The organism is Delftia sp. WY8, from assembly GCF_018437695.1.
Lineage (GTDB): Bacteria > Pseudomonadota > Gammaproteobacteria > Burkholderiales > Burkholderiaceae_C > Comamonas > Comamonas tsuruhatensis.
Genome location: NZ_CP049795.1, coordinates 2,814,786 through 2,834,505 on the forward strand (window position 1 = coordinate 2,814,786; position 19,720 = coordinate 2,834,505).

A 19,720-nucleotide genomic window follows, 5' to 3' on the forward strand; every position below is an offset into this window, starting at 1 on the left:
GCCATCGCCGCCTGCGGGGCTTTTTTGCGGGACACTCATTGATTCCGCCCCTGAGGACCGCCTGCCATGATGCTCCGCATACCCGCCCTGCTCAGACCCGACGAAGTGCGCCAGTGCCGCCAGGCGCTGGAGCAGGCCCCGTGGCAGGACGGCCGCGCCACGGCCGGCCCCCTGGCGGCCCAGGTCAAGGCCAACCTGCAGCTGCCGCTGGACAGCCAGGCCGGCCAGGCGATAGGCAACCTCATCCTCGACAGGCTGGGGGCCAGCGCGCTGTTCATGTCGGCCACGCTGCCGCTGAAGGTGCTGCCGCCGCGCTTCAACCGCTACGAAGGCGGCGGCACCTACGGCAACCACATAGACAATGCCATCTTCACCATCCCCGGCACGGCCATCAAGGTGCGCAGCGATGTCTCCACCACCGTATTCCTCAGCGAGCCCGACGAATACGAAGGCGGCGAGCTGGTCGTGGAAGACACCTTCGGCCACCAGAGCGTGAAGCTGGCCGCAGGCGACGCCATCGTCTACCCCGGCACCAGCCTGCACCGCGTCAACCCCGTCACGCGCGGCACGCGCTACGCCAGCTTTTTCTGGACCCACAGCCTCGTGGCCTCGGACGAGCAGCGCCGCCTCCTGTTCGACCTGGACCAGCAGATCCAGCAGTTGACGCTGCGCCACCCGGGCGACCCCGCCCTATCCGCGCTGTCCGGCACGTACCACAACCTGTTGCGGATGTGGTCGCAGGCCTAGTGGCACAGCCGCCAGGCAGCCGCATCAGAACCTGTAGCGGGCCGTGACCAGCACATTGCGCGGATCTCCATACACGCCCGTGCCGTACGAACCCAGGCCCGGCATATAGGTCTTGTCGAACAGGTTGTTGACGTTCAGCGTCACCGACCACTGGCGGTCCACGTCGTAGCGCGCCATCAGGCCCACCAGCGCATAGGCACGCTGGTCGGCGCGCGCGTAGGGAGCGGCGGACTGCTGGTAGTAGGTGAGGCTCTGCCAGGCCAGCGACCCGCCCACGGTCCACTGCGGGTTGAGACGGTAGCTGGTGCTGAGCTTGAACAGGTGGCGCGGCTGGTTGGTGTTGACCGCGCTGAGGATCACGTCGGGCTGGGCCGGCGCACGCGAAGTGCGGTAGGTGTAGCCGCCGTAGATGTTCCAGGCCGGCGTGATGCTGCCCGACACCTCCATCTCCACGCCCTTGCTGGTCACGCCGTCGATGGCCGCATAGACCTCTTCCCCGGATTGCGGGTTGGCGCTGACGTACTGCGCGGCATTGCGCTGCTGGATGTGGAACAGCGCCAGCGAGGCGTTGAGCCGGCCGTCCAGGAACTCGCCCTTGACGCCCACTTCGCGGCTGCGGCCCGTGAGCGGCGGAAGCGGGCTGCCGGCAGCGTCCTTGTAGTAGGTCTGCGGATTGAAGATATCGGTCTGGCTGGCGTACAGCGACAGCTGGCGGTTCAGGTCATACACCACGCCCGCATAGGGCACGGTCTTGTGCGCCACGCGCAGCGCGTTGTTCACGACGTAGCTTCCGTTCAGGCCCGTGGTGTCGTCCAGCATGTCGTACCAGCTCACGCGCGCACCCAGGATCACCGACAGATCGTCCGTGGGCCGCAGGCGCGCGGCGCCGAAGACACCCTTTTCCACGATGCGCGTCATGCGGTGGTTGCGCAGCTGGAAATCGGGCCGGGGCACCTGGCCGTCCCACTCGAAGTAGTTGCCCACGGGGCCGTAGGCATTGCTGTAGCCGGGCGCATGGCGGCGCTGGCGCGACCAGCTGGCGCCGAACGACAGCTCATGCTCGCGCCCGAACAGCTGCAACGGCCCGGACAGCGCCGCATTCACGGCCTGCGTGGTGGCATCGGTGGGAATCTTGTTGGACAGCATGTTGATGCCCAGGCCGCTGACCGGGTCCACCATGCCGTGGGCTGCCACGCCGACCTCCACGTCGCGCGACTGGCGCAGCCGGCTGGCAGACAGGTCCATCTTCCAGCCATTGCCGAAGCTGTGCTTGAGTTCGGCAAACACGTTGGTGCTGTCGTTGTCCCAGTACGACCAGCGCGCCGCAGGGTTGAGCGAGGTGGGGAAGTGCGTGCGGCTGCCATCCTTGAAGAACAGCGGGATGTGGCCGAAGCTGGCCCCGTCGGCGCGCGTCTGCATGTGGTCAATGCCCAGGCTGGCCACGGTGCCCGGGCCCAGGTCGGCCTCGATGATGCCGTACAGGCTGCGCACGTTGCGGCTGTAGTCGTCCACATGGGACCTGGCGTTCTGCGCCACGGCCACCACGCGGGCGCGCACGCGGCCGTCTTCGGTCAGCGGCGCGGAGATGTCGCCCACGCCGCGCAACCGGTCATGGCTGCCGATGGCCGCCTCGGCCGAGGCCTGGAAGGTCTTGGTGGGCCGCTTGCGCACCAGATTGACCACGGCCGACGGATAGCCCGCGCCCGTGAGCAGGCCTGTGGCGCCCTTGACCACCTCCACGCGGTCATAGATGGCGCTGTCGGCCAGCGAGGTCGTGTACTGGTTGGCCGAGTCCATGGTGTTGGGCACGCCATCGAACTGGAAATTCTCGATGGCATAGCCGCGCGAGTAGAAGGTGGTGCGCTCGCTGTCGTTGCGGCCCACGGTGATGCCGGGCGTCTTCTCCAGCACCTCGGGCAGGCTGGTCAGGCCCTGGTCGTCCATGAGCTGGCGCGTGACCACGCTGACCGACTGCGGCGTCTCGCGCTGCGACAGGCCCAGCCGTGTGGCCGTGCTGGACTGGCGCGTGGCGTAGGAGCCCGTGCCTTCGGAGACCGCGCTGCGCTCGGCAGCGGCCGTCACGTTGACCGTGGCCAGCGTGGCACCGGCGGCCGCCACGGGCGCCACCTGCTCCACGCGCCGCAGCGCATAGCCGCCGCCGGCCTGGCGCACGGCCTGCCAGGCGGTGCCGGCCAGCAGCGCCTCGAAGGCAGCCTCCACCGTGTAGCTGCCGCGCAGGCCCGCGCTGCGCTGTCCGGCCGTCTGCTCGGCCGTGAAGATCAGGGCCACGCCGGCCTGGGCGGCCGTGCTGCGCAAGGCGGCATCCAGCGGGCCGGCAGCGACGTCATAGCTGCGCTGGGCCTGGGCCAGCACGGCGGCGGGCATGAGCGCGATGGCCAGCGCCAGCGCGGGGCGGGGCATGAAAAGGGGTTGCATGGTCCTGGGTTCTCCCTGTGTTCCGATGTCGAAAATCAAAGCTCTCGGAAACAAGGAAGCGCGGCGCGGGAAATCGGGTCACCCCCGGCGCAAAAAAAGCGAAAAGGAAGAAAAAAGCCTCAGCCGCGCACCTGCGCAGGCTCCACCACCACCCACCAGCGCGTGCGCCAGCGCAGTTGCACGGGCAGCGCACCGGGCAGCATGGCCAGCACGGCGTCCGTGCCATCGATGCCGCCTTCGTCCAGCGGGAACACGCCTGAGAACCGCAGCCCGGCCACGGCCGGATCGGCGTGCAGCCAGCCGGGGCGGTAGCGGTTGAGCTCGGCCAGGAAGTCGTCCAGGCGCTGGTTGTCCACCCACAATTGGCCCCGGCTCCAGGCGTCGTCCGCGGGGCCGGCCGGCTGCACCGTGCCCCAGCCCGTGCGCGTGAAGTCCATGGCCTCGCCCGCCTGCAGGCGCCGTGCGGATGCGCCTGTGCCGGCCGGGCGCAGCTCCACGGCGCCCTCGAACACCGCCACGCGCGCACCTGCCTGGTTGCTGCGCACCATGAAGCGCGTGCCCAGGGCGCGCACGCGGCCGTGGGCGGTCTCCACCACAAAGGGCAGATCGCCCAGCGCACCTGCGGGATGACCGGTGGTGAACAGCGCCTCGCCGGCCAGCAGGCGCAGCCGGCGCTCGCTGCCGTCGAACTGCAAGGCCACAGCGCTGCCGGGGCCCAGCAGCATGTCCGTGCCGTCGGGCAGGCTCCAGCGGCGGCGCTGCGTGCCGGTGGAGTAGTCGGCCGCCATCTGCTGCCACTGAGGCGTGCGGCTGGCCAGCCAGCCCGCGCCCGCCGCCGTGCCCAGGCCCGCGAACAGGCCCAGCAGGCGCCGCCGCGCAGCCCGGGGAGCAGCGGACAGGCCGCGATAGCCCGCGCCACCGGCATTGAGCCCCGTCAGCGCGCCCGTGACGGCCTGCAGATGAGCCCAGGCGCGGCCATGGTCGGCGTCTTCATCGAGCCAGCGCTGCCAGCGCGCCCGGTCGGCGGCCGAGGCCTGGCCCGATTGCAGCAGCGCAAACCAGCCTGCCGCCGCCCGCGCCACGCCGGCCGGCAAGGGCCGGCCCAGCGCCTGGGGCGCCTGGATACTGCTGCCGGGTAGCGGCGTGGCGCTGGACAGGCGCCGAGGATCGGAAGGAGGCACCGGCGCCATCAGGACAGAGCCAGCACGAAGCAGCGCTCATAGCCCTGGGCCAGGTAGCGCTTGACGCTGGTCATGGACACGCCCAGGCGCGTGGCGATGTCCGCATAGCTCAGGCCTTCGAGGTGGGCCAGCAGGAAGGCCTCGCGCACCTTGGGCGCCAGCGCGTCCAGCGCCTGGTCCACGGCCTGCAGTGATTCGAGCGCGATCAGCCGCTCCTCGGGCGAGGGAGCCAGCTCGGCCGGCAGCAGGGCCAGGGTGTCGAGATAGGCGCGCTCCAGCAGCCGGCGCCGGTGCTGGCGGATCACAAGATGGCGGGCCACGGTGGCCAGGAAGGGGCGCGGCTGCTCGATGCGGCCGGCCATGCCCGAGGTGATCACGTTGACGAAAGTGTCGTGCGCGATATCGGAAGCCTCGAACACATTGCCCAGCCTGTGGCGCAGCCAGCCTTGCAGCCAGCCGTGGTGTTCGACATAGAGGGTGTGTACAGGATCGGCCGGTGCGCGCATGAAAAGACGGACGCGCCCCGGACTGGCGTGCCGCAGCGCTGAAGCTCGTTTGAGAATGGTTCGCATTCTAAACACGAGCTGTGCGCTCACTGAAACCGGCGCGGCCCAAGACCAGAGACACCAAGCAAGGGCCGCCCCGCCGCGAGGGTGTCGTCCCCCTCCCCCGCGAAGCGGGTAGAGAGGGGGAAGCGGCGCAAGCCGCTCAGGGGGTGCTAAAAGCCTTCGTGTGCACCCAGATAGCGCCACTGGCCCACAGGCAGGTTGCCCAGCGTCACGCGGCCGATGCGGATGCGCTTGAGGCCCACCACGCGCAGGCCCACCAGTTCGCACATGCGGCGGATCTGGCGCTTCTTGCCTTCGGTCAGCACGAAGCGCAGCTGCTCGGGGTTCTGCCAGTCCACCTTGGCGGGCTTGAGTTCCTCGCCGTCCAGCGACAGGCCATGGCACAGGCGTGCCAGCTGCTCGGCCGGGAACACGGATTGCACGTCGATGTCGCGGTCGCCGTAGGTCACGCGTACCAGGTACTCCTTGTCCATCTCCGAGTCTTCGCCAATGATCTGGCGCGCCACGCGGCCATCCTGGGTCATGACCAGCAGGCCCACGGAATCGATGTCCAGCCGGCCGCAGGGCGCCAGGCCCTTGAGCTGCGCGAAGTTGAAGCGCGTGCGGCTGGTGTCCTGGTTCCAGTGGTTCTGGGGAGTGACCAGGACCACGGCGGGCTCGTGGCCATCCTCGGCCTGTCCGCTGACGTAGCCCATGGGCTTGTGGATCAGGATGGTGACCTGCTGGTCCTGGCGGTCACGTGCCTCGCGCTCGACCGTGATGCGGTCGGCGGCCACCACGTTCTGGCCCATGACGGCGAGTTCGCCGTTGACGCGGACCCAGCCCTTGTCCACCCACTCGTCGGCCTCGCGGCGCGAGCACAGGCCCATGTCGGCCAGGCGCTTGTTGATGCGCACGGCGCCCGGAACCTGCTCCTGCACGGGCGCGGGGGCACGCTTGACGGGAATCTCGCGGCTGGCGCCACCGTCGGCGGGACGGTAGGTGCGGATGCCGCTGAGCGGACGGTAGGCGGGTTCGGCCTGGGCCGGCGCATCGCGGCGCGGGCCGCGGGCGTCATCACGGCGGGGACCCCGGGCGTCGTCACGGGGGCGATCACGGAAGCCGCCCTCCCGGGGGCCGTCACGTTGCCCATCACGCGGACGCTCGTCGCGCTGGCCATAGGGCCGGTCGCGGCGATCATCCGGGCGGGGCGGACGCGGGGGACGGGAGTCGCGCATGTCGCCCGCATGGCGCGTGTCACGCGCATCACGGGGATCGCGCTGCTCGCGCGGGGCACGGTTTTCGCCGCCGCCCTGGCCACGCCAGTCGCCACGCGGCTGGGAACGGTCCAGGTCCTCGGCACGGCCGAAACCGCTGCTGCGCGGGCGCTGATCACGGGCGTCGCCGCGGGGTGCCGCATCACGGGCATCGCCGCGAGGGCCTGCATCACGGCGGTCGGAGCGCTCGTAGCGTTCATTGCGCCCGCCGCGTTCATTGCGGTCATTGCGGTCGTTGCGCGGGCCGCGTGCGCCCGCAGATCTGCCTGCGCCACCAGAGGGGCGGCGGGCATCGCCAGCCGGCTCGGCCTGTGGCTTTTCGGGGCGGCGCAGCACAGGGCGCGCGGAGGGCGCTGCCGCCTCGTCGGCGCCGGGCCGGGACGGTTTGGAAGAAGTAGGGGATGACATTAGGCCGCCATTGTCGCGCGGCACGGCCTGCAGCGGCAGCGCCCTGCGGCCAATACGGGCATTGCGCTCGGCTATCGGCCCCGCGCTGCCCCGGCCTGCCGGGACCCCTGCGCGGCCCCGCAGCGAAGCGCCTGCACGAAGGACGGCACACCCGTTGTGCGAGCCCGATTCCCGTCCATGGCAATGCACCTGGCCCCCAGGCCCATCCCATTCGCTGTATCCGTCGCGATATGCATATTCATATGAATCCCCAATGAAAGATGGATCAGGATGAATCAACTCGCCACGAAAATTCGCCATCCGGCCAATGAGGAAATAACAGCCCATGGCATTGAATATGTAAAAAACTGTATTTCTCACGAGCGCATTCATTCATTTTCCATTGCAAACCAATCCATTGGGCTTGCCATTTCCCATGTATCTCCCCATAGAATGGCGCCCGTCCAGAGACAGGGGCCCTCTTTCGAGACAACAGCCCTGCGCGCAGCGCCCGCTGCGGCATCCAGACCATCACGCCCGGAATCCCGCCTCATTCAACAAGGAAAACCATGAGCGATACACCCAACCTATTGAATTCCATGCCCTTGAAAGAACAATTCAAGGCGCTGCTCATCACCAAAATGGACTTGACGGGAATCGAGTGGTCCGATATGGAGACCGCCATCGGCCCGAATGCCGACAAATACCGTCCGCTGTGGGAGCGCATGGTCGGCGGGAAAAAGGGATTCTTCGCCGCACTCAGTCCCTGCTGGACGGCCATTCCCTTCATGGGCGTGTCCTGGGCCATTGCCCGCCGCGTCTACGCCTATGCCGTGGTGGCCTTCATCACCCTGTTGATCATCAACCTGCTGATGCCCGGCACGGGCGGCGCCGGGCGCGTGCTCGGCATCGCGGTGGCCATCTCGTTCACGGTCAAGCGCACCTACCTGCAATGGCTGGTCACGCGCATACAGCAGATCAACCAGAGGGGCCTGGCGGGCGCTGCGCGCGAAGAGGCGCTGCGCCAGATCGGTGGCCTGGACCAGAAGAACGGCTGGATCTCCTTCGGCGTGCTGCTGGCCATCGGCATCGTGCTGGCCGCCTTCTGAAGCGCCAGGCCCACAGATCAGCGGTCCACGGGCAGCCGGTCGCACAGGGCCACCAACTGCGCCAACTGGGGGCCCACATCCCGGATCAGCGTGCGGGCCGGCATGCGCAGGCCCGGCACGGCGCAGTTGAACAGCAGCCGGCGCGACCCGTAGCGGATGCGCGAGGCCGCACCCACTGCGCACACGCCCAGGCCGGAGTCGCCCATGTTGACCGCGAAGCCCCGGGCGGCATAGTGCGCCAGGCTTTCGCTGGCGTTGTCCATGCAGCGCGCGTATTCCTCGGGCCGCTGGCTGCGCACGCGCCCCAGAAAGCGCTGCAGCTCGTCAGCGTCGAGCTGGGCCAGGCCGGCGCGGCCCATGGCGGTTTCCAGCACGCCGCGAACCGCGCCCACGCCGGGGCGCTTGAGCGTGCCCCCCTCCCAGGCGCAGGTATCCAGGTAGACCACATCCAGGTCCATGACCACGCCCACCGATACCGCCCCCTTCACGCGGTCGGCCAGGGCCTGCATGGGCAGGCGCAAAGGCCCCAGCAGCGGCGTGTTGATCACATAGGGGTAGCCCAGGGCGACGGCGGCCGGGCCGACGAAATAGCGGTCCAGCCGCTCGTCATGGTCCAGGTAGCCCATGGTCTGCAGGCTGCGGCACAGCCTGGACACGGTGGGGCGCGGCAGGCCCAGGCGGCGGGCCAGCTCGCTGTTGGCATGCGGGCGCGGGTCGCTGACGAAGCACTGCAGGATCATCAGCCCCTTGGCCAGCGTGCCCGCGAAATACGGGTCCTGCTCGCGGATGCGGCAGACATCCTGCGAGTCCCTGGGTTGGTGGGCAATGGGGGTGTGGGGCACGTGGCGATTGTGCGGACCACGGCCGCAAAGCCGCAACTGCATTTCAATATTTGAAACTGCATTGCAGCCCTGGTGCCCGCGCTTCCTACAGTGCGGCCCATGAGCCAAGCCCCCACCCCCCATCCCGCCGACGCCCGCCTGCAGGCGTTGATTGCAGACATCCGCCATTTCGTGCGCCACCGCTGGCATCCGCTGGAGGATCAGATCGAGCGCGATGACGAGATCCCGCCCGCCGTGGTCCAGGAACTGCGCGACAAGGGCTATTTCGGCTGGAGCATTCCCCAGGCCTACGGCGGCCTGGGCCTGAGCACCGAGGAACTGGTGCGCTGCGCCTTCGAGCTGTCCCAGGCCTCGGTGGCGCTGCGGGCCCGCGTGGGCACCAACACCGGCATTGGCTCGGAAGCCCTGGTGGCCGACGGCACCGAGGCGCAAAAGCAGCGCTGGCTGCCGCGCATGGCGCGCGGCGAGCTCACGGGTTGCCTGGCGCTGACCGAGCCGGACGCGGGCTCGGAGGCGAGCAACATCCAGACCACGGCGCGCCGCGAGGGCGACCACTATGTGCTCAACGGCAGCAAGCGCTTCATCACCAATGCGCCGCTGGCCGATGTGTTCACCGTCATCGCCCGCACCGGCGAAGGCAGCACGGGCAGCGAGGGGCTGACGGCCTTCTTCGTGGAGCGCTCGCCGGGCCTGGTGACAGGCCAGCCCTATCGCAAGATGGGCCAGGCGGGCTCGCCCGTGTCCGACGTGCATTTCCAGGACTGCCGCGTGCCGGCCGACCAGATCATCGGCGGGCGCGAGGGCCAGGGCTTCAAGACCGTGATGAAGGTGCTCAACAAGCAGCGCCTGCACCTGGCCGCGCTGTGCACGGGGCCGGCGATCCGCATGCTGGACCTGGCGCTGGCCCATGTGCGCCAGCGCGAGCAGTTCGGCCAGCCGGTGGCGAACTTCCAGCTGGTGCAGGCCATGCTGGCCGACAGCCGCACCGAGATCTTCGCGGCGCAATCCATGATCCTGGAGGCCGCCCGCGCCCGCGACCGGGGCGAGGACGTGGCGCTGTCCGCCTCCATGTGCAAGTACTTCGCCTCCGAGATGTGCGGCCGCGTGGCCGACCGCGCCGTGCAGATGTTCGGCGGCGCGGGCTATGTGGCCGACTTCAGCCCCATCGAGCGCTACTTCCGCGACGTGCGCCTGTTCCGCCTCTACGAAGGCACCAGCCAGATCCACCAGCTCAACATCGCCAAGCTCATGCTGCGCGAGAGCGCCTGACACCGGAGGCCCCCATGACACGCCCCCTCACCTCGAAGCACCTGGCCAACCTGGGCCTGCTGGCCGCGCTGTGTGCCTGCGCGCAGGCTGCCCAAGCGGCACAGACGGCCCAAGCGGCTTTTCCCGATCGGCCCGTGCGCGTGATCGTTCCCTTTCCCGCAGGCGGCAGCACCGACCTCGTGGCCCGAGCGCTGTCGGTGGAACTGGGCAAGGCCCTGGGACAGCCCGTGGTGGTGGAGAACAAGCCGGGCGCGGGCAGCCTGGTCGGCTCGGAACTCGTGGCCCGCGCCGCGCCCGACGGCTACACCCTGCTCATGGCAGGCCTGAGCAATGTCTTCCTGCCCCATGTGCACGCCAACCTCAAGTGGAATCCGCTGACCGACTACGAGTACATCGGCCTGGTGGCGGACCTGCCCAACGTCATCGCCGTCAACGCCAAGACCCCCTACCGCACGCTGGCCGAACTGGTGGCGGCCGACAAGGCCAGGCCCGGCACGCTGTCCTTCGGCTCGGCCGGCACGGCCACGCCCTCGCACCTGGTCTGCGAGATGGTCAACCACCGGCTCGGCACCAAGATGCAGCACCTGCCCTACAAGGGCAACGCCCCGGCCGTCAACGACCTCATGGCCGGCCACATCCCGGTGATGTGCAACAACCTGGGCGGCACCCTGCCCTACATGCAGGGCGGGCAGATCCGCATCCTGGCGCAGACCGGCAAGAGCCGCTCGCCCGCCGCGCCCGACATTCCCACCTTTGCCGAGCTGGGCGTGGCCGGGCTGGACACCGGCCTGTGGGTGGGCCTGGCCGCGCCCAAGGGCACGCCGCAGCAGATCGTGGCCACGCTCAACCAGGCGCTGGCCAAGGCCATGGCCTTGCCCGAGACACGCGACAAGCTGGCGCGCCTGGGCGCCACGCCGCTGCCCACGCAGGCGGCGGACTTCCACCAGCGCGTGGCCGAAGACCGCCGCGCCTGGGAGCCCGTGCTGAAGAACGTGGACCTGAAAGGCAACTGATGCAGCGCCAAGGCTATCCGCTGGAGGGTGTGCGCATCCTCGACATGGCCACGGTGCTGGCCGCCCCCTTCTCGGCCACCCTGTGCGGCGACCTGGGCGCCGACGTCGTCAAGCTGGAGCTGCCCGGCGGCGGCGACACGCTGCGCAGCCTGGCCCCCGTGCACGACGGCCACGCCGTGTTCTGGAAAACCGCCAACCGGGGCAAGCAGGGCATCTCGCTGGACGTGCGCAAGGCCGAGGGCCGCATGCTGTTCCTGCGGCTGATCGAGGATTTCGACGTGCTCGTGGAGAACTTCCGCACCGGCACGCTGGACCGCTGGGGGCTGGACCTGGCCACCTTGCATGCTCGCAACCCGCGCCTCATCGTGCTGCGCCTGACGGGCTTCGGCCAGACCGGCCCCTATGCGCGCCGGCCGGGCTTTGCGCGCATCTTCGAGGCCATGAGCGGCTTCGCCCACCTCACGGGCGAGGCGGGAGGCCCGCCCCAGCACATGAACTACCCGCTGGGCGATGCCGTGGCCGGGCTGTTTGGCGCCTTCTCCATCGCGGCCGCACTGGCCGAGCGCAATGCAAAGCCTCCAGGCGAACGGCGCGGCCTGGAGATCGACCTGTCGGCCACCGAAGCCATGCTGCGCCTGCTGGACCCGCTGGCGGCCGAGTACCAGCTGGGCGGACAGGCACGCAGCCGCACGGGATCGTGCGCGGGCTACACGGCGCCCTCCAACGTCTACCGCACGCGCGACGGCGCCTGGCTCACTGTGGTCGCCACGGGCGATGCCATCTTCGCGCGCCTGTGCCAGGCCATGGACCGCGCCGACCTGGCCGCCGACCCGCGCTTTGCGGACAACGCCGCGCGCATCCGCCACCTGCAGGCACTGGATGCGCTGATCGTGCAATGGTGCGCAGGCCTGGACTGCACCCAGGCCATGGCCGCGCTGGCCGCGCACGACATCCCGTTCAGCAAGGTCTGTTCGGCCCAGGACGTGCTGCAGGACCCGCATTTCGCGGCACGCGGCAGCTTCATCGCGCTGCCCGACCCCGACCTGGGCCCCCTCACCGCCCCCGCGCCCGTGCCACGCTTCACCGGCCGCCAGGCCCCTTCGCCCCGCAGCGGCCCGGCCACCGGCCAGGACAATGCACGCATCTATGCGGCATTGGGGCTGGATGCGCAGCAGCAGGAGAGGCTGCGGCGCGAGGGCGTGATCTGAAAATGTGCAGTGCTGGCGTCAGATGGCCAGCCGTGCGGCCAGCAGGTCCGCCTGCTCGGCGAACTTGCGGGGATGGGACGTGCGCAGCTGCGCCAGGTTCTGCACCTTCCATCGCACGCCGGGCAGGTGTTCGAGATGGGCGATGTCCAGCGCCGGCCAGTCGGGGGCTCCAGCGGCCAGCGACAGCAAAAAGCGCCGCTCACTGGCATCCAGCCCTTGCTGAAGCTCCCGCAGCAACCGCTCGCGTGCTGCGAGCAGAGATTGCAGCGACACAGGCTCGGCCGTCATGCCCCGGAAGTTGTTTTCGAAATCGTGCCGGACATCACGCAAGGGAGGAAACAGCACTTCGTGCAACGGCCGGTTGCTACAGGCCAGATAGACCACGAACGCGCGCCGGATGCCAGGAGTGATGCCGCCGTGCGCGAACAGCTGCATCACATCGAACAGATCACGCGGGTGCTGCCGATCCAGGGCGGCCACGAGCTTGCCGCCGTACACGTCCTCTGCGGAGACCACGGGAATCTCCAGGTCAGCCATCAGCACATCGCGCGCAGTTGGCGTGAGCGAGGCCTGCCGCACCGGCAGCACCGTGCCCCGCATGACATAGTTCACTTCGATCTTGACCTGCACGGGACCGCGGCGCACCAGCAGCTTGGTCTGGCCCGCTGCAGCCACCGGCGCATGGGTCTGGAAGCCCCGCTTCGTCAGACGTTCTGCCGCTTGCCGGATGGCCTCATTGATCCGTTGCAGCGCCTCATCGCGCGACGGCCTGTGGTCGGGAAACACCAGGTCCAGATCAACGGACAGACGCGGCATATCGCGCACGAACAGGTTGATCGCGGTTCCGCCCTTCAGCGCGAACGTGTCATCCACAAACACCAGCGGCGCGACCTGTGTCAACAGGCGCGCGGTATCGAGATAGGTCTGGTTCATGCCTTGAGCACCAACAGACCATCGGCTGATCGGGACACCCAGGGCCGGCCGCTGCCCGTGGGCAGCATGGCCGGATCGAGCCTTGCAGCCCAGGGCAGCGCCCCCTCGCGCCCGAGTTGAAGGCACAGGCGCACGGTCTTGACGCTGGTGCAGCGCTGCAGAAGTTCACGCAGCACATCGGCGCGCAGGCTGTACGCGCTCTCCACCAGCTCCCTGGCTTCCTGCAGCGGCTGGCGCACGCCCACATCGCTCAGAAGCTCCAGCAGTGCACGCTCCGGCGCCGAGACCTGGGCGGCACCGCTGCGTTGTTCGAAGGGCCCGACATGCAGCAAGGCACCGGGTTGCTCGTCGAACAGCCTCTTGCGGTGGTATTCAGCGGGAAAACGCTCGGTGAACCATGGCGGCAGCTGCCCGGCGGCCCAGCCATACAGCTGCAGCACCGGCTGCTGCGCCACATACTGGCGCATGCCGTACCAGTCCAGCGCCGACTTGCCCCCCACATGCAGGCCCTCCAGGCGGCGCTGCAGCACGCCCAGGCTCGGATGCAGGGCCAGACTGTCGTTGGGCCGGCAGAAGACCCCCCGCATCAGGCGCTTCAGCCAGCCCGCGCGCACGTAGTGGACAGCCAGGTCTGCGGAGATGCCCAGCCCTGCCAGATCCTGCGAGGTGATGGGTGTGCCCGCAGGCAGCTGCGTGTAGAGCGCGTTTAATTTGCTTGCCCCGGTCGTAGTCATGCTGCGATTCAAGCACTTATTCCAAACACGGGCAACTTTGATATTTCCTTCTAATCGTAGTTCTACTACGATTTTCAATACTTTTCAAAATTTCATGGCGACATGCATCGGTACTGGTCCATGCCGATGGGTACGGCGCCAAAGCGGACGCCGCGCATGCTCAGGCCGCCCGCCGCGCCGTCGCAAACAGCCCGCTGCGCAGCGCTTCCAGGTCGAGCACGCGCAGGCCGCCGTACTCCACGACGATGGCGTTTTCGCGCTGCAGCACGGACAGCGCCTCGTTGACGCGCTGGCGCGACAGGCCCACCAGGTAGGCCAGCTCCTGCTGGGTGATGCGCAGCACCTCGCCCACGCCCGGGTACAGCAGCGGGTGAAAGAGCGCGGCCAGGCTGCGGGCCACGCGCAGGTCGGGGTTGGTGAGGCGGTCGATTTCGCGGGCCGAGATGAACTGGCCCAGGCGCTCGTTGAGCTGGCTCATGACGAAGCGGTTGAAGCCGATGGAGTGGTCCAGCAGCCAGTGGAAGGTGTCGATGGGCAGGCCGGCGACCACGCTTTTGCGGATGGCCTGCACGTTGTAGCGGTAGGGCTCGCGCTTGACGGCCGTGCCCTCGCCGAACCAGCCGCCCGGAGGCAGGCCGGCCAGCGTCATGCTGGCGCCATCGGCGCCATCGGTGTTCATCTTGAGCAGGCCTTCGACCACGCCGAACCAGTAGGTGGGCGCGCGGCCGGTGCGGCAGACGTAGTCGCCGGACTGTGCGTCGCCGACGACCAGCGCCTTGTGCGCGCGCTCGCGCTCGGCGGGCTGGAGCAGGGCCAGCCAGGGAATGCCATCGAGTTCCTCGGGTCGGGGCGCACGGCGGCGCTGGTGCAGTGACAGTTCTTGGCTCATGGAGTCGCGGCGAGGGTGCGCGGATGAATCAACAAAACCACCCAAGCATTGCCCGAGGCCAGTGGCTGGCGTGAGCGGGATTTCCAGAAGGACGGCGACCCGCTGCGAACGGGCTGGAGCGCAAGCCCCCCAACGGGCAATGAGACCGTTTTGGCACCATTTGTTACGGCGCGTTTTCCCGATGATGAGTTTCCCGAAGATTGTCGTCAAACAGACACCACGGCGTCAAAGCCAGTCCTACGATGCAGTCCAAGCCGGTGGGTCTCAGCCTGGGCATTTGCACCACGCGGCCACCATCCACGAACAACCAAGGACATGGAATGACGACCACGTTCCCGCACCTGCTGCTCCAGCATGCTGCCCAGCGCCCACAGGCACCGGCGCTGCGCGAGAAGGAATACGGCATCTGGCAGACCTGGAGCTGGAGCGAGGCCGCGCAGACCGTGCGCCACATGGCCTGCGGCCTGGCGGCGCTGGGCCTGGCACGCGGCCAGAATCTGGCCTTCATCAGCGACAACCGGCCCCATGTCTACATGGGCTTCCTGGCCGTGCAGGCGCTGGGCGCCGTGCCGATCCCGCTGTACCAGGACGCGGTGGCGGCCGAGATGCGCTTCGTCATCGAGGATGCCGAGATCGACTTCGCCTTCGCCGAGAACCAGGAGCAGGTGGACAAGCTGCTGGAGGTGCGCGAGAGCGTCCGCGGCCTGGGCCACATCATCTATGACGACCCGCGCGGCCTGCGCCACTACGACCAGCCGGGGCTGATCAGCACCGAGGCGCTGCTGCAAAAGGGCAAGGAATGGGAGGCCGCCCACCCGGGCGCCTGGGATGCCATGCTGGCGGCGCTGTCGCCCGACGACGTGTCCGTCATCCTCTACACCTCGGGCACGACGGGCAAGCCCAAGGGCGTGTGCCAGACCCACCGCAGCTTTGGCGAGTCGGCACGCGGCGGTGTGCAGGTGGACCGCCTGGGCCCTGGCGACAACGTGATCTCCTACCTGCCTCCGGCCTGGGTGGGCGACCACCTGTTTTCCTTCGCGCAGTGGCTGGTGGCGGGCTTCACCATCAACTGCCCGGAGTCGGCCTCGACCGTATCCATCGACCTGCGCGAGATCGGCCCCAGCTACTACTTCGCGCCGCCGCGCATCTTCGAGGGCATGCTGACTTCGGTGTCCATCCGCATGGAGGATGCCGCGCCGTTCAAGCAGTGGATGTACGGCCGCGCCATGGCCGTGGCGCGGCGCGTGGGATCGGACATCCTGGACGGCAAGAAGGTGGGCGCGCTGGATCGCCTGAAGTACGCGCTGGGCGACCTGTGCATCTACGGCCCGCTGCGCAATGCCATGGGCCTGTCGCGCATCCGCGTGGCCTATACGGCGGGCGCGGCCATCGGGCCCGAGCTGTTCCGCTTCTTCCGCTCCATCGGCATCAATCTCAAGCAGCTCTACGGCCAGACCGAGACCTGCGCCTATGTGTGCATACAGCGCGACGGGCAGGTGGAACTGAGCAGCGTGGGCCAGGCCGCACCGGGCATCGAGCTGAAGATCGCCGACAACGGCGAGGTGCTGCTCAAGGGCGTGTCCGTGCTCAAGGAGTACTACAAGCGCCCCGATGCCACGGCCGAAGTGGTGGATGCCGACGGCTGGTTCCATACGGGCGATGCCGGCGTGATCGACGCCAGCGGCCAGCTGCGCATCATCGACCGCGCCAAGGACGTGGGCAAGACCAGCCGGGGTGCCATGTTCGCGCCCAACTACATCGAGAACAAGCTCAAGTTCTTCCCCCAGATCAAGGAGGCCGTGTGCTTCGGCCACGGTCGCGACCAGGTCTGCGCCTTCATCAACATCGACTACGAGGCCGTGGGCAACTGGGCCGAGCGCCAGGGCCTGCCCTACGGCGGCTATGTGGACCTGGCATCGAAGGCCAAGGTGCTGGAGATGGTGGCCGACTGCGTGGCCCAGGTGAACGCCGACCTGGCCGCCGAAGCCGGCATGGCCGACACGCAGGTGGCGCGCTTCCTGGTGCTGCACAAGGAGCTGGACCCCGACGACGACGAGCTGACCCGCACGCGCAAGGTGCGCCGCGGCTTCATCGCCGACAAGTACGGCGTGCTGGTTGATGCGCTGTACACGGGCAAGCGTGAGCAGTTCATCGAGACCCAGGTCAAGTTCGAGGACGGCCGCACCGGCAGCGTCAGCGCCACGCTGTCCATCATCGATGCCAAAACCCATTCGGTGGCTGCCACCGCCAGGGCCTGACCGGAGCCGCTGACATGACCCACAAGAAGATCGGCGATGTCATCCTCGACATCAAGAACATCAGCCTGCGCTTCGGCGGGGTGAAGGCGCTGACGGACATCTCGTTCGATGTGCGCGAGCACGAGATCCGCTCCATCATCGGCCCCAACGGCGCGGGCAAGAGCTCCATGCTCAACTGCATCAACGGCGTGTACACCCCGTCCGAGGGATCGATCACCTTCCGGGGCAAGACCTTCAGCCACATGAACAGCCGCCAGGTGGCCGAGATGGGCGTGGCGCGCACCTTCCAGAACCTGGCGCTGTTCAAGGGCATGAGCGTGATCGACAACATCATGACCGGCCGCAACCTGCAGATCAAAAGCGGCATCCTGATGCAGGCCCTGCGCCTGGGCCCGGCCCAGCGCGAGGAGATCCGCCACCGCGAGTTCGTCGAGCACATCATCGACTTCCTGGAGATCCAGGCCTACCGCAAGACCCCCGTGGGCCAGCTGCCCTACGGCCTGCAAAAGCGCGTGGACCTGGGCCGCGCCCTGGCCATGCAGCCGCAGGTGCTGCTGCTGGACGAGCCCATGGCCGGCATGAACGTGGAGGAAAAGCAGGACATGTGCCGCTTCATCCTCGATGTGAACGACGAGTTCGGCTCCACCATCGTGCTGATCGAGCACGACATGGGCGTGGTCATGGACATCAGCGACCGCGTCGTGGTGCTGGACTACGGCAAGAAGATCGGCGACGGCGCACCCGACGAGGTGCGCCAGAACGAAGACGTGATCCGCGCTTACCTTGGCACCAGCCACTGAGGGGACTGACATGGGATTTTTTCTGGAAACCTTGTTCGGCGGCCTCATGGTGGGCACGCTGTACGCGCTGATCGCCATCGGCTTCGTGCTGATCTTCAAGGCCTCGGGCGTGTTCAACTTCGCCCAGGGCGCGATGGTGCTGTTCTCGGCCCTGGCCATGGCGCGCTTTTCCGAGTGGATCCCGAAGTGGATCGGCATGGAGCCGGGCTGGTTCACCAACCTGCTGGCCATCTGCGTGTCGCTGGCCATCATGGTGGTCGTGGCCTGGGTGATCGAGCGGCTGGCGCTGCGCCACCTGGTCAACCAGGAGCCCATCACGCTCTTGATGGCCACGCTGGGCATCGCCTACCTGCTCGACGGACTGGGCCCGATGATCTTCGGCAGCGCCGTCTACAGCATCAACGTGGGCATGCCCAAGGACCCCATGTTCATCCTCGACGGCCTGTTCGAGGGCGGCGTGCTGCTGAGCCAGGAAGACCTGTATGCGGCCTGCATCGCCGCGCTGCTGGTGGCCGCGCTCAGCGTGTTCTTCCAGAAGACCAAGACCGGCCGCGCGCTGCGCGCCGTGGCCGACGACCACCAGGCGGCGCAGTCCATCGGCATCCCGCTGTCGCGCATCTGGGTCATCGTCTGGTCGGTGGCCGGCGGCGTGGCCCTGGTGGTGGGCATCATCTGGGGCTCCAAGCTGGGCGTGCAGTACTCGCTGTCGCTGGTGGCCCTGAAGGCCCTGCCCGTGGTGATCCTGGGCGGCCTGACCTCGCTGCCCGGCGCCATCATCGGCGGCCTGATCATCGGCGTGGGCGAGAAGCTCTCCGAGGTCTACCTGGGCCCCATGGTCGGCGGCGGCATCGAGACCTGGTTCGCCTACGGCCTGGCCCTGTGCTTCCTGCTCGTGCGGCCCCAGGGGCTGTTCGGCGACAAGATCATCGACCGCGTCTGAGACCGTATACGGAGAACTTGCACCATGTTTTATCGTGAGAACGGTCAATTCAAGACGACCTACGCATCCGACCAGCAGATCTTCGGCGTCGCCCAGGACCGCTGGGCCATCGTGGCGCTGCTGGCCGTCGCCTTCCTGGTGATTCCCTTCAGCGTCAGCGACTACACCTTCCAGGCCGTGCTGATCCCCTTCCTGATCATGTCGCTGGCGGCGCTGGGGCTGAACATCCTGGTCGGCTACTGCGGCCAGATCTCTCTGGGAACGGGCGCCTTCATGGCTGTGGGCGCCTATGCGGCCTACAACCTGCAGGTGCGTTTCGAGGGCATGCCGCTGCTGGTGGCCCTGATCGGCGGCGGCGTGCTGGCCATGGTCTTCGGCGTGATCTTCGGCCTGCCCAGCCTGCGCATCCGCGGCCTGTACCTGGCCGTGGCCACGCTGGCCGCCCAGTTCTTCGTGGACTGGCTGACCAGCCGCGCCGCCTGGGTGACGAACAACTCCTCCTCGGGCTCGGTGAGCGCGGGCCCGCTGTCCATCATGGGCTGGAAGATCGACACGCCCATGGAAAAGTACCTGCTGTGCCTGGGCATCCTGTGCCTGCTGGGCCTGGCCGCCAAGAACCTGGTGCGGGGCGCCATCGGCCGCGAATGGATGGCCATGCGCGACATGGACGTGGCCGCCAGCGTGATCGGCATCCGCCCGACCTACGCCAAGCTCAGCGCCTTTGCCGTGAGCAGCTTCATCGTCGGCGTGGCCGGCGCGCTGTGGGGCTTCGTACACCTGGGTGCCTGGGAGCCTGCGGCCTTCAGCCTGGACCGCTCGCTGCAGCTGCTGTTCATGATCATCATCGGCGGCCTGGGTTCGGTGGTCGGCAGCATCTTCGGCGCGGCCTTCTTCGTGCTGCTGCCGCTGCTGCTCACCCAGGTGCCTCACTGGCTGGGCCTGCCGCTGTCCACGGCCACGGCGACCTACCTGGAGCACATGATCTTCGGTGCGCTGATCGTGTTCTTCCTGATCGTGGAGCCGCACGGACTCGCGAAGCTGTGGGCAACGGCAAGGCAAAAGCTTCGCGTCTGGCCCTTCCCGCATTGATATGACACCCCCTGAGTCGCTTCGCGCCTTCCCCCTCTCTACTCGCTACGCGAGGGAGGG

General features: G+C 68.2%; 18 protein-coding genes. 10 read left to right on the top strand and 8 right to left on the bottom strand.

Annotation, left to right across the window (positions count from 1 at the left end; translation table 11 throughout):
* Nucleotides 1–66 precede the first annotated feature (66 nt).
* Nucleotides 67–747 (top strand): Fe2+-dependent dioxygenase, encoded by a 681-nt coding sequence (locus G4D77_RS13005; RefSeq protein WP_154835891.1) that lies wholly within the window; start codon nt 67–69, stop codon nt 745–747.
* 24 nt (nt 748–771) lie between these two features.
* Here the strand turns inward: G4D77_RS13005 and G4D77_RS13010 are convergent, their stop codons facing one another.
* From G4D77_RS13010 to G4D77_RS13025, 4 genes are all read right to left on the bottom strand, one after another.
* Nucleotides 772–3,183 carry a TonB-dependent siderophore receptor gene (locus G4D77_RS13010; protein WP_154835893.1) on the bottom strand — a complete coding sequence of 804 codons (2,412 nt, stop codon included), beginning with the start codon at nt 3,181–3,183 and terminating at the stop codon, nt 772–774.
* A 119-nt stretch (nt 3,184–3,302) separates the two neighbouring features.
* A complete protein-coding gene (locus G4D77_RS13015; protein ID WP_034366863.1) occupies nt 3,303–4,373 on the bottom strand; it encodes a FecR domain-containing protein in 1,071 nt (356 codons plus the stop codon).
* Nucleotides 4,373–4,870, bottom strand: a complete 498-nt coding sequence (locus tag G4D77_RS13020; protein ID WP_016451916.1) for a sigma-70 family RNA polymerase sigma factor — start codon at nt 4,868–4,870, stop codon at nt 4,373–4,375. Before G4D77_RS13020 ends, G4D77_RS13015 begins: the two co-directional genes overlap by 1 nt.
* A gap of 212 nt (nt 4,871–5,082) precedes the next feature.
* Nucleotides 5,083–6,597 (bottom strand): pseudouridine synthase, encoded by a 1,515-nt coding sequence (locus G4D77_RS13025; protein ID WP_411527926.1) that lies wholly within the window; start codon nt 6,595–6,597, stop codon nt 5,083–5,085.
* A gap of 270 nt (nt 6,598–6,867) precedes the next feature.
* Between G4D77_RS13025 and G4D77_RS13030 the strand changes: the two genes are divergently transcribed.
* Both G4D77_RS13030 and G4D77_RS13035 read left to right on the top strand, forming a co-directional pair.
* Nucleotides 6,868–7,149: a hypothetical protein gene (locus G4D77_RS13030; RefSeq protein WP_126311254.1), complete on the top strand. Its 282-nt coding sequence runs from the start codon at nt 6,868–6,870 to the stop codon at nt 7,147–7,149.
* Entirely contained in the window at nt 7,146–7,685 is a 540-nt protein-coding gene (locus G4D77_RS13035) for a hypothetical protein (RefSeq protein ID WP_043789294.1), read from the top strand. Before G4D77_RS13030 ends, G4D77_RS13035 begins: the two co-directional genes overlap by 4 nt.
* 17 nt (nt 7,686–7,702) lie before the next feature.
* Here the strand turns inward: G4D77_RS13035 and G4D77_RS13040 are convergent, their stop codons facing one another.
* The gene (locus tag G4D77_RS13040; RefSeq protein WP_074920648.1) at nt 7,703–8,569 is read right to left on the bottom strand and encodes an IclR family transcriptional regulator; all 867 of its coding nucleotides are present in this window, start codon (nt 8,567–8,569) and stop codon (nt 7,703–7,705) included.
* A 57-nt stretch (nt 8,570–8,626) separates the two neighbouring features.
* On the opposite strand from G4D77_RS13040, the gene G4D77_RS13045 reads away from it, so the two are divergent.
* From G4D77_RS13045 to G4D77_RS13055, 3 genes are read left to right on the top strand one after another with little or no spacing between them, the layout of a single operon-like run.
* Nucleotides 8,627–9,796, top strand: a complete 1,170-nt coding sequence (locus G4D77_RS13045) for an acyl-CoA dehydrogenase family protein (protein ID WP_074920650.1) — start codon at nt 8,627–8,629, stop codon at nt 9,794–9,796.
* A gap of 14 nt (nt 9,797–9,810) precedes the next feature.
* Nucleotides 9,811–10,809: a Bug family tripartite tricarboxylate transporter substrate binding protein gene (locus tag G4D77_RS13050; protein ID WP_046986749.1), complete on the top strand. Its 999-nt coding sequence runs from the start codon at nt 9,811–9,813 to the stop codon at nt 10,807–10,809.
* Complete coding sequence (locus tag G4D77_RS13055; protein ID WP_154835897.1) at nt 10,809–12,017, top strand: CaiB/BaiF CoA transferase family protein; 1,209 nt, start codon at nt 10,809–10,811, stop codon at nt 12,015–12,017. Before G4D77_RS13050 ends, G4D77_RS13055 begins: the two co-directional genes overlap by 1 nt.
* A gap of 18 nt (nt 12,018–12,035) precedes the next feature.
* Here G4D77_RS13055 and G4D77_RS13060 read toward each other — a convergent pair whose 3' ends face one another.
* From G4D77_RS13060 to G4D77_RS13070, 3 genes are all read right to left on the bottom strand, one after another.
* Nucleotides 12,036–12,950 carry a nucleotidyl transferase AbiEii/AbiGii toxin family protein gene (locus tag G4D77_RS13060; protein ID WP_154835899.1) on the bottom strand — a complete coding sequence of 305 codons (915 nt, stop codon included), beginning with the start codon at nt 12,948–12,950 and terminating at the stop codon, nt 12,036–12,038.
* Nucleotides 12,947–13,684, bottom strand: coding sequence for a type IV toxin-antitoxin system AbiEi family antitoxin (locus tag G4D77_RS13065; RefSeq protein WP_017405425.1), 738 nt, complete (start codon nt 13,682–13,684; stop codon nt 12,947–12,949). The genes G4D77_RS13060 and G4D77_RS13065 overlap by 4 nt, the downstream gene beginning before the upstream one ends.
* 160 nt (nt 13,685–13,844) lie before the next feature.
* Entirely contained in the window at nt 13,845–14,573 is a 729-nt protein-coding gene (locus G4D77_RS13070) for a Crp/Fnr family transcriptional regulator (RefSeq protein WP_016446592.1), read from the bottom strand.
* 320 nt (nt 14,574–14,893) lie between these two features.
* On the opposite strand from G4D77_RS13070, the gene G4D77_RS13075 reads away from it, so the two are divergent.
* The 4 genes from G4D77_RS13075 to G4D77_RS13090 are packed head-to-tail and all read left to right on the top strand — an operon-like array spanning nt 14,894 to nt 19,660.
* The gene (locus G4D77_RS13075) at nt 14,894–16,831 is read left to right on the top strand and encodes an AMP-dependent synthetase/ligase (RefSeq protein WP_017405426.1); all 1,938 of its coding nucleotides are present in this window, start codon (nt 14,894–14,896) and stop codon (nt 16,829–16,831) included.
* 14 nt (nt 16,832–16,845) lie between these two features.
* Nucleotides 16,846–17,631 (top strand): ABC transporter ATP-binding protein, encoded by a 786-nt coding sequence (locus G4D77_RS13080; RefSeq protein ID WP_013804350.1) that lies wholly within the window; start codon nt 16,846–16,848, stop codon nt 17,629–17,631.
* A gap of 10 nt (nt 17,632–17,641) precedes the next feature.
* Nucleotides 17,642–18,571 (top strand): branched-chain amino acid ABC transporter permease, encoded by a 930-nt coding sequence (locus G4D77_RS13085; RefSeq protein WP_016446594.1) that lies wholly within the window; start codon nt 17,642–17,644, stop codon nt 18,569–18,571.
* A gap of 24 nt (nt 18,572–18,595) precedes the next feature.
* Nucleotides 18,596–19,660: a branched-chain amino acid ABC transporter permease gene (locus G4D77_RS13090; RefSeq protein WP_016446595.1), complete on the top strand. Its 1,065-nt coding sequence runs from the start codon at nt 18,596–18,598 to the stop codon at nt 19,658–19,660.
* The last annotated feature ends 60 nt before the right edge of the window (nt 19,661–19,720 follow it).

Coding starts and splice junctions, on each gene's coding strand:
- G4D77_RS13005 (WP_154835891.1), top strand. CDS start 67: ATGATGCTCCGCATACCCGCCCTGCTCAGACCCGACGAAGTGCGCCAG.
- G4D77_RS13010 (WP_154835893.1), bottom strand. CDS start 3,183: ATGCAACCCCTTTTCATGCCCCGCCCCGCGCTGGCGCTGGCCATCGCG.
- G4D77_RS13015 (WP_034366863.1), bottom strand. CDS start 4,373: ATGGCGCCGGTGCCTCCTTCCGATCCTCGGCGCCTGTCCAGCGCCACG.
- G4D77_RS13020 (WP_016451916.1), bottom strand. CDS start 4,870: ATGCGCGCACCGGCCGATCCTGTACACACCCTCTATGTCGAACACCAC.
- G4D77_RS13025 (WP_411527926.1), bottom strand. CDS start 6,597: ATGTCATCCCCTACTTCTTCCAAACCGTCCCGGCCCGGCGCCGACGAG.
- G4D77_RS13030 (WP_126311254.1), top strand. CDS start 6,868: ATGAATCAACTCGCCACGAAAATTCGCCATCCGGCCAATGAGGAAATA.
- G4D77_RS13035 (WP_043789294.1), top strand. CDS start 7,146: ATGAGCGATACACCCAACCTATTGAATTCCATGCCCTTGAAAGAACAA.
- G4D77_RS13040 (WP_074920648.1), bottom strand. CDS start 8,569: ATGCAGTTGCGGCTTTGCGGCCGTGGTCCGCACAATCGCCACGTGCCC.
- G4D77_RS13045 (WP_074920650.1), top strand. CDS start 8,627: ATGAGCCAAGCCCCCACCCCCCATCCCGCCGACGCCCGCCTGCAGGCG.
- G4D77_RS13050 (WP_046986749.1), top strand. CDS start 9,811: ATGACACGCCCCCTCACCTCGAAGCACCTGGCCAACCTGGGCCTGCTG.
- G4D77_RS13055 (WP_154835897.1), top strand. CDS start 10,809: ATGCAGCGCCAAGGCTATCCGCTGGAGGGTGTGCGCATCCTCGACATG.
- G4D77_RS13060 (WP_154835899.1), bottom strand. CDS start 12,950: ATGAACCAGACCTATCTCGATACCGCGCGCCTGTTGACACAGGTCGCG.
- G4D77_RS13065 (WP_017405425.1), bottom strand. CDS start 13,684: ATGACTACGACCGGGGCAAGCAAATTAAACGCGCTCTACACGCAGCTG.
- G4D77_RS13070 (WP_016446592.1), bottom strand. CDS start 14,573: ATGAGCCAAGAACTGTCACTGCACCAGCGCCGCCGTGCGCCCCGACCC.
- G4D77_RS13075 (WP_017405426.1), top strand. CDS start 14,894: ATGACGACCACGTTCCCGCACCTGCTGCTCCAGCATGCTGCCCAGCGC.
- G4D77_RS13080 (WP_013804350.1), top strand. CDS start 16,846: ATGACCCACAAGAAGATCGGCGATGTCATCCTCGACATCAAGAACATC.
- G4D77_RS13085 (WP_016446594.1), top strand. CDS start 17,642: ATGGGATTTTTTCTGGAAACCTTGTTCGGCGGCCTCATGGTGGGCACG.
- G4D77_RS13090 (WP_016446595.1), top strand. CDS start 18,596: ATGTTTTATCGTGAGAACGGTCAATTCAAGACGACCTACGCATCCGAC.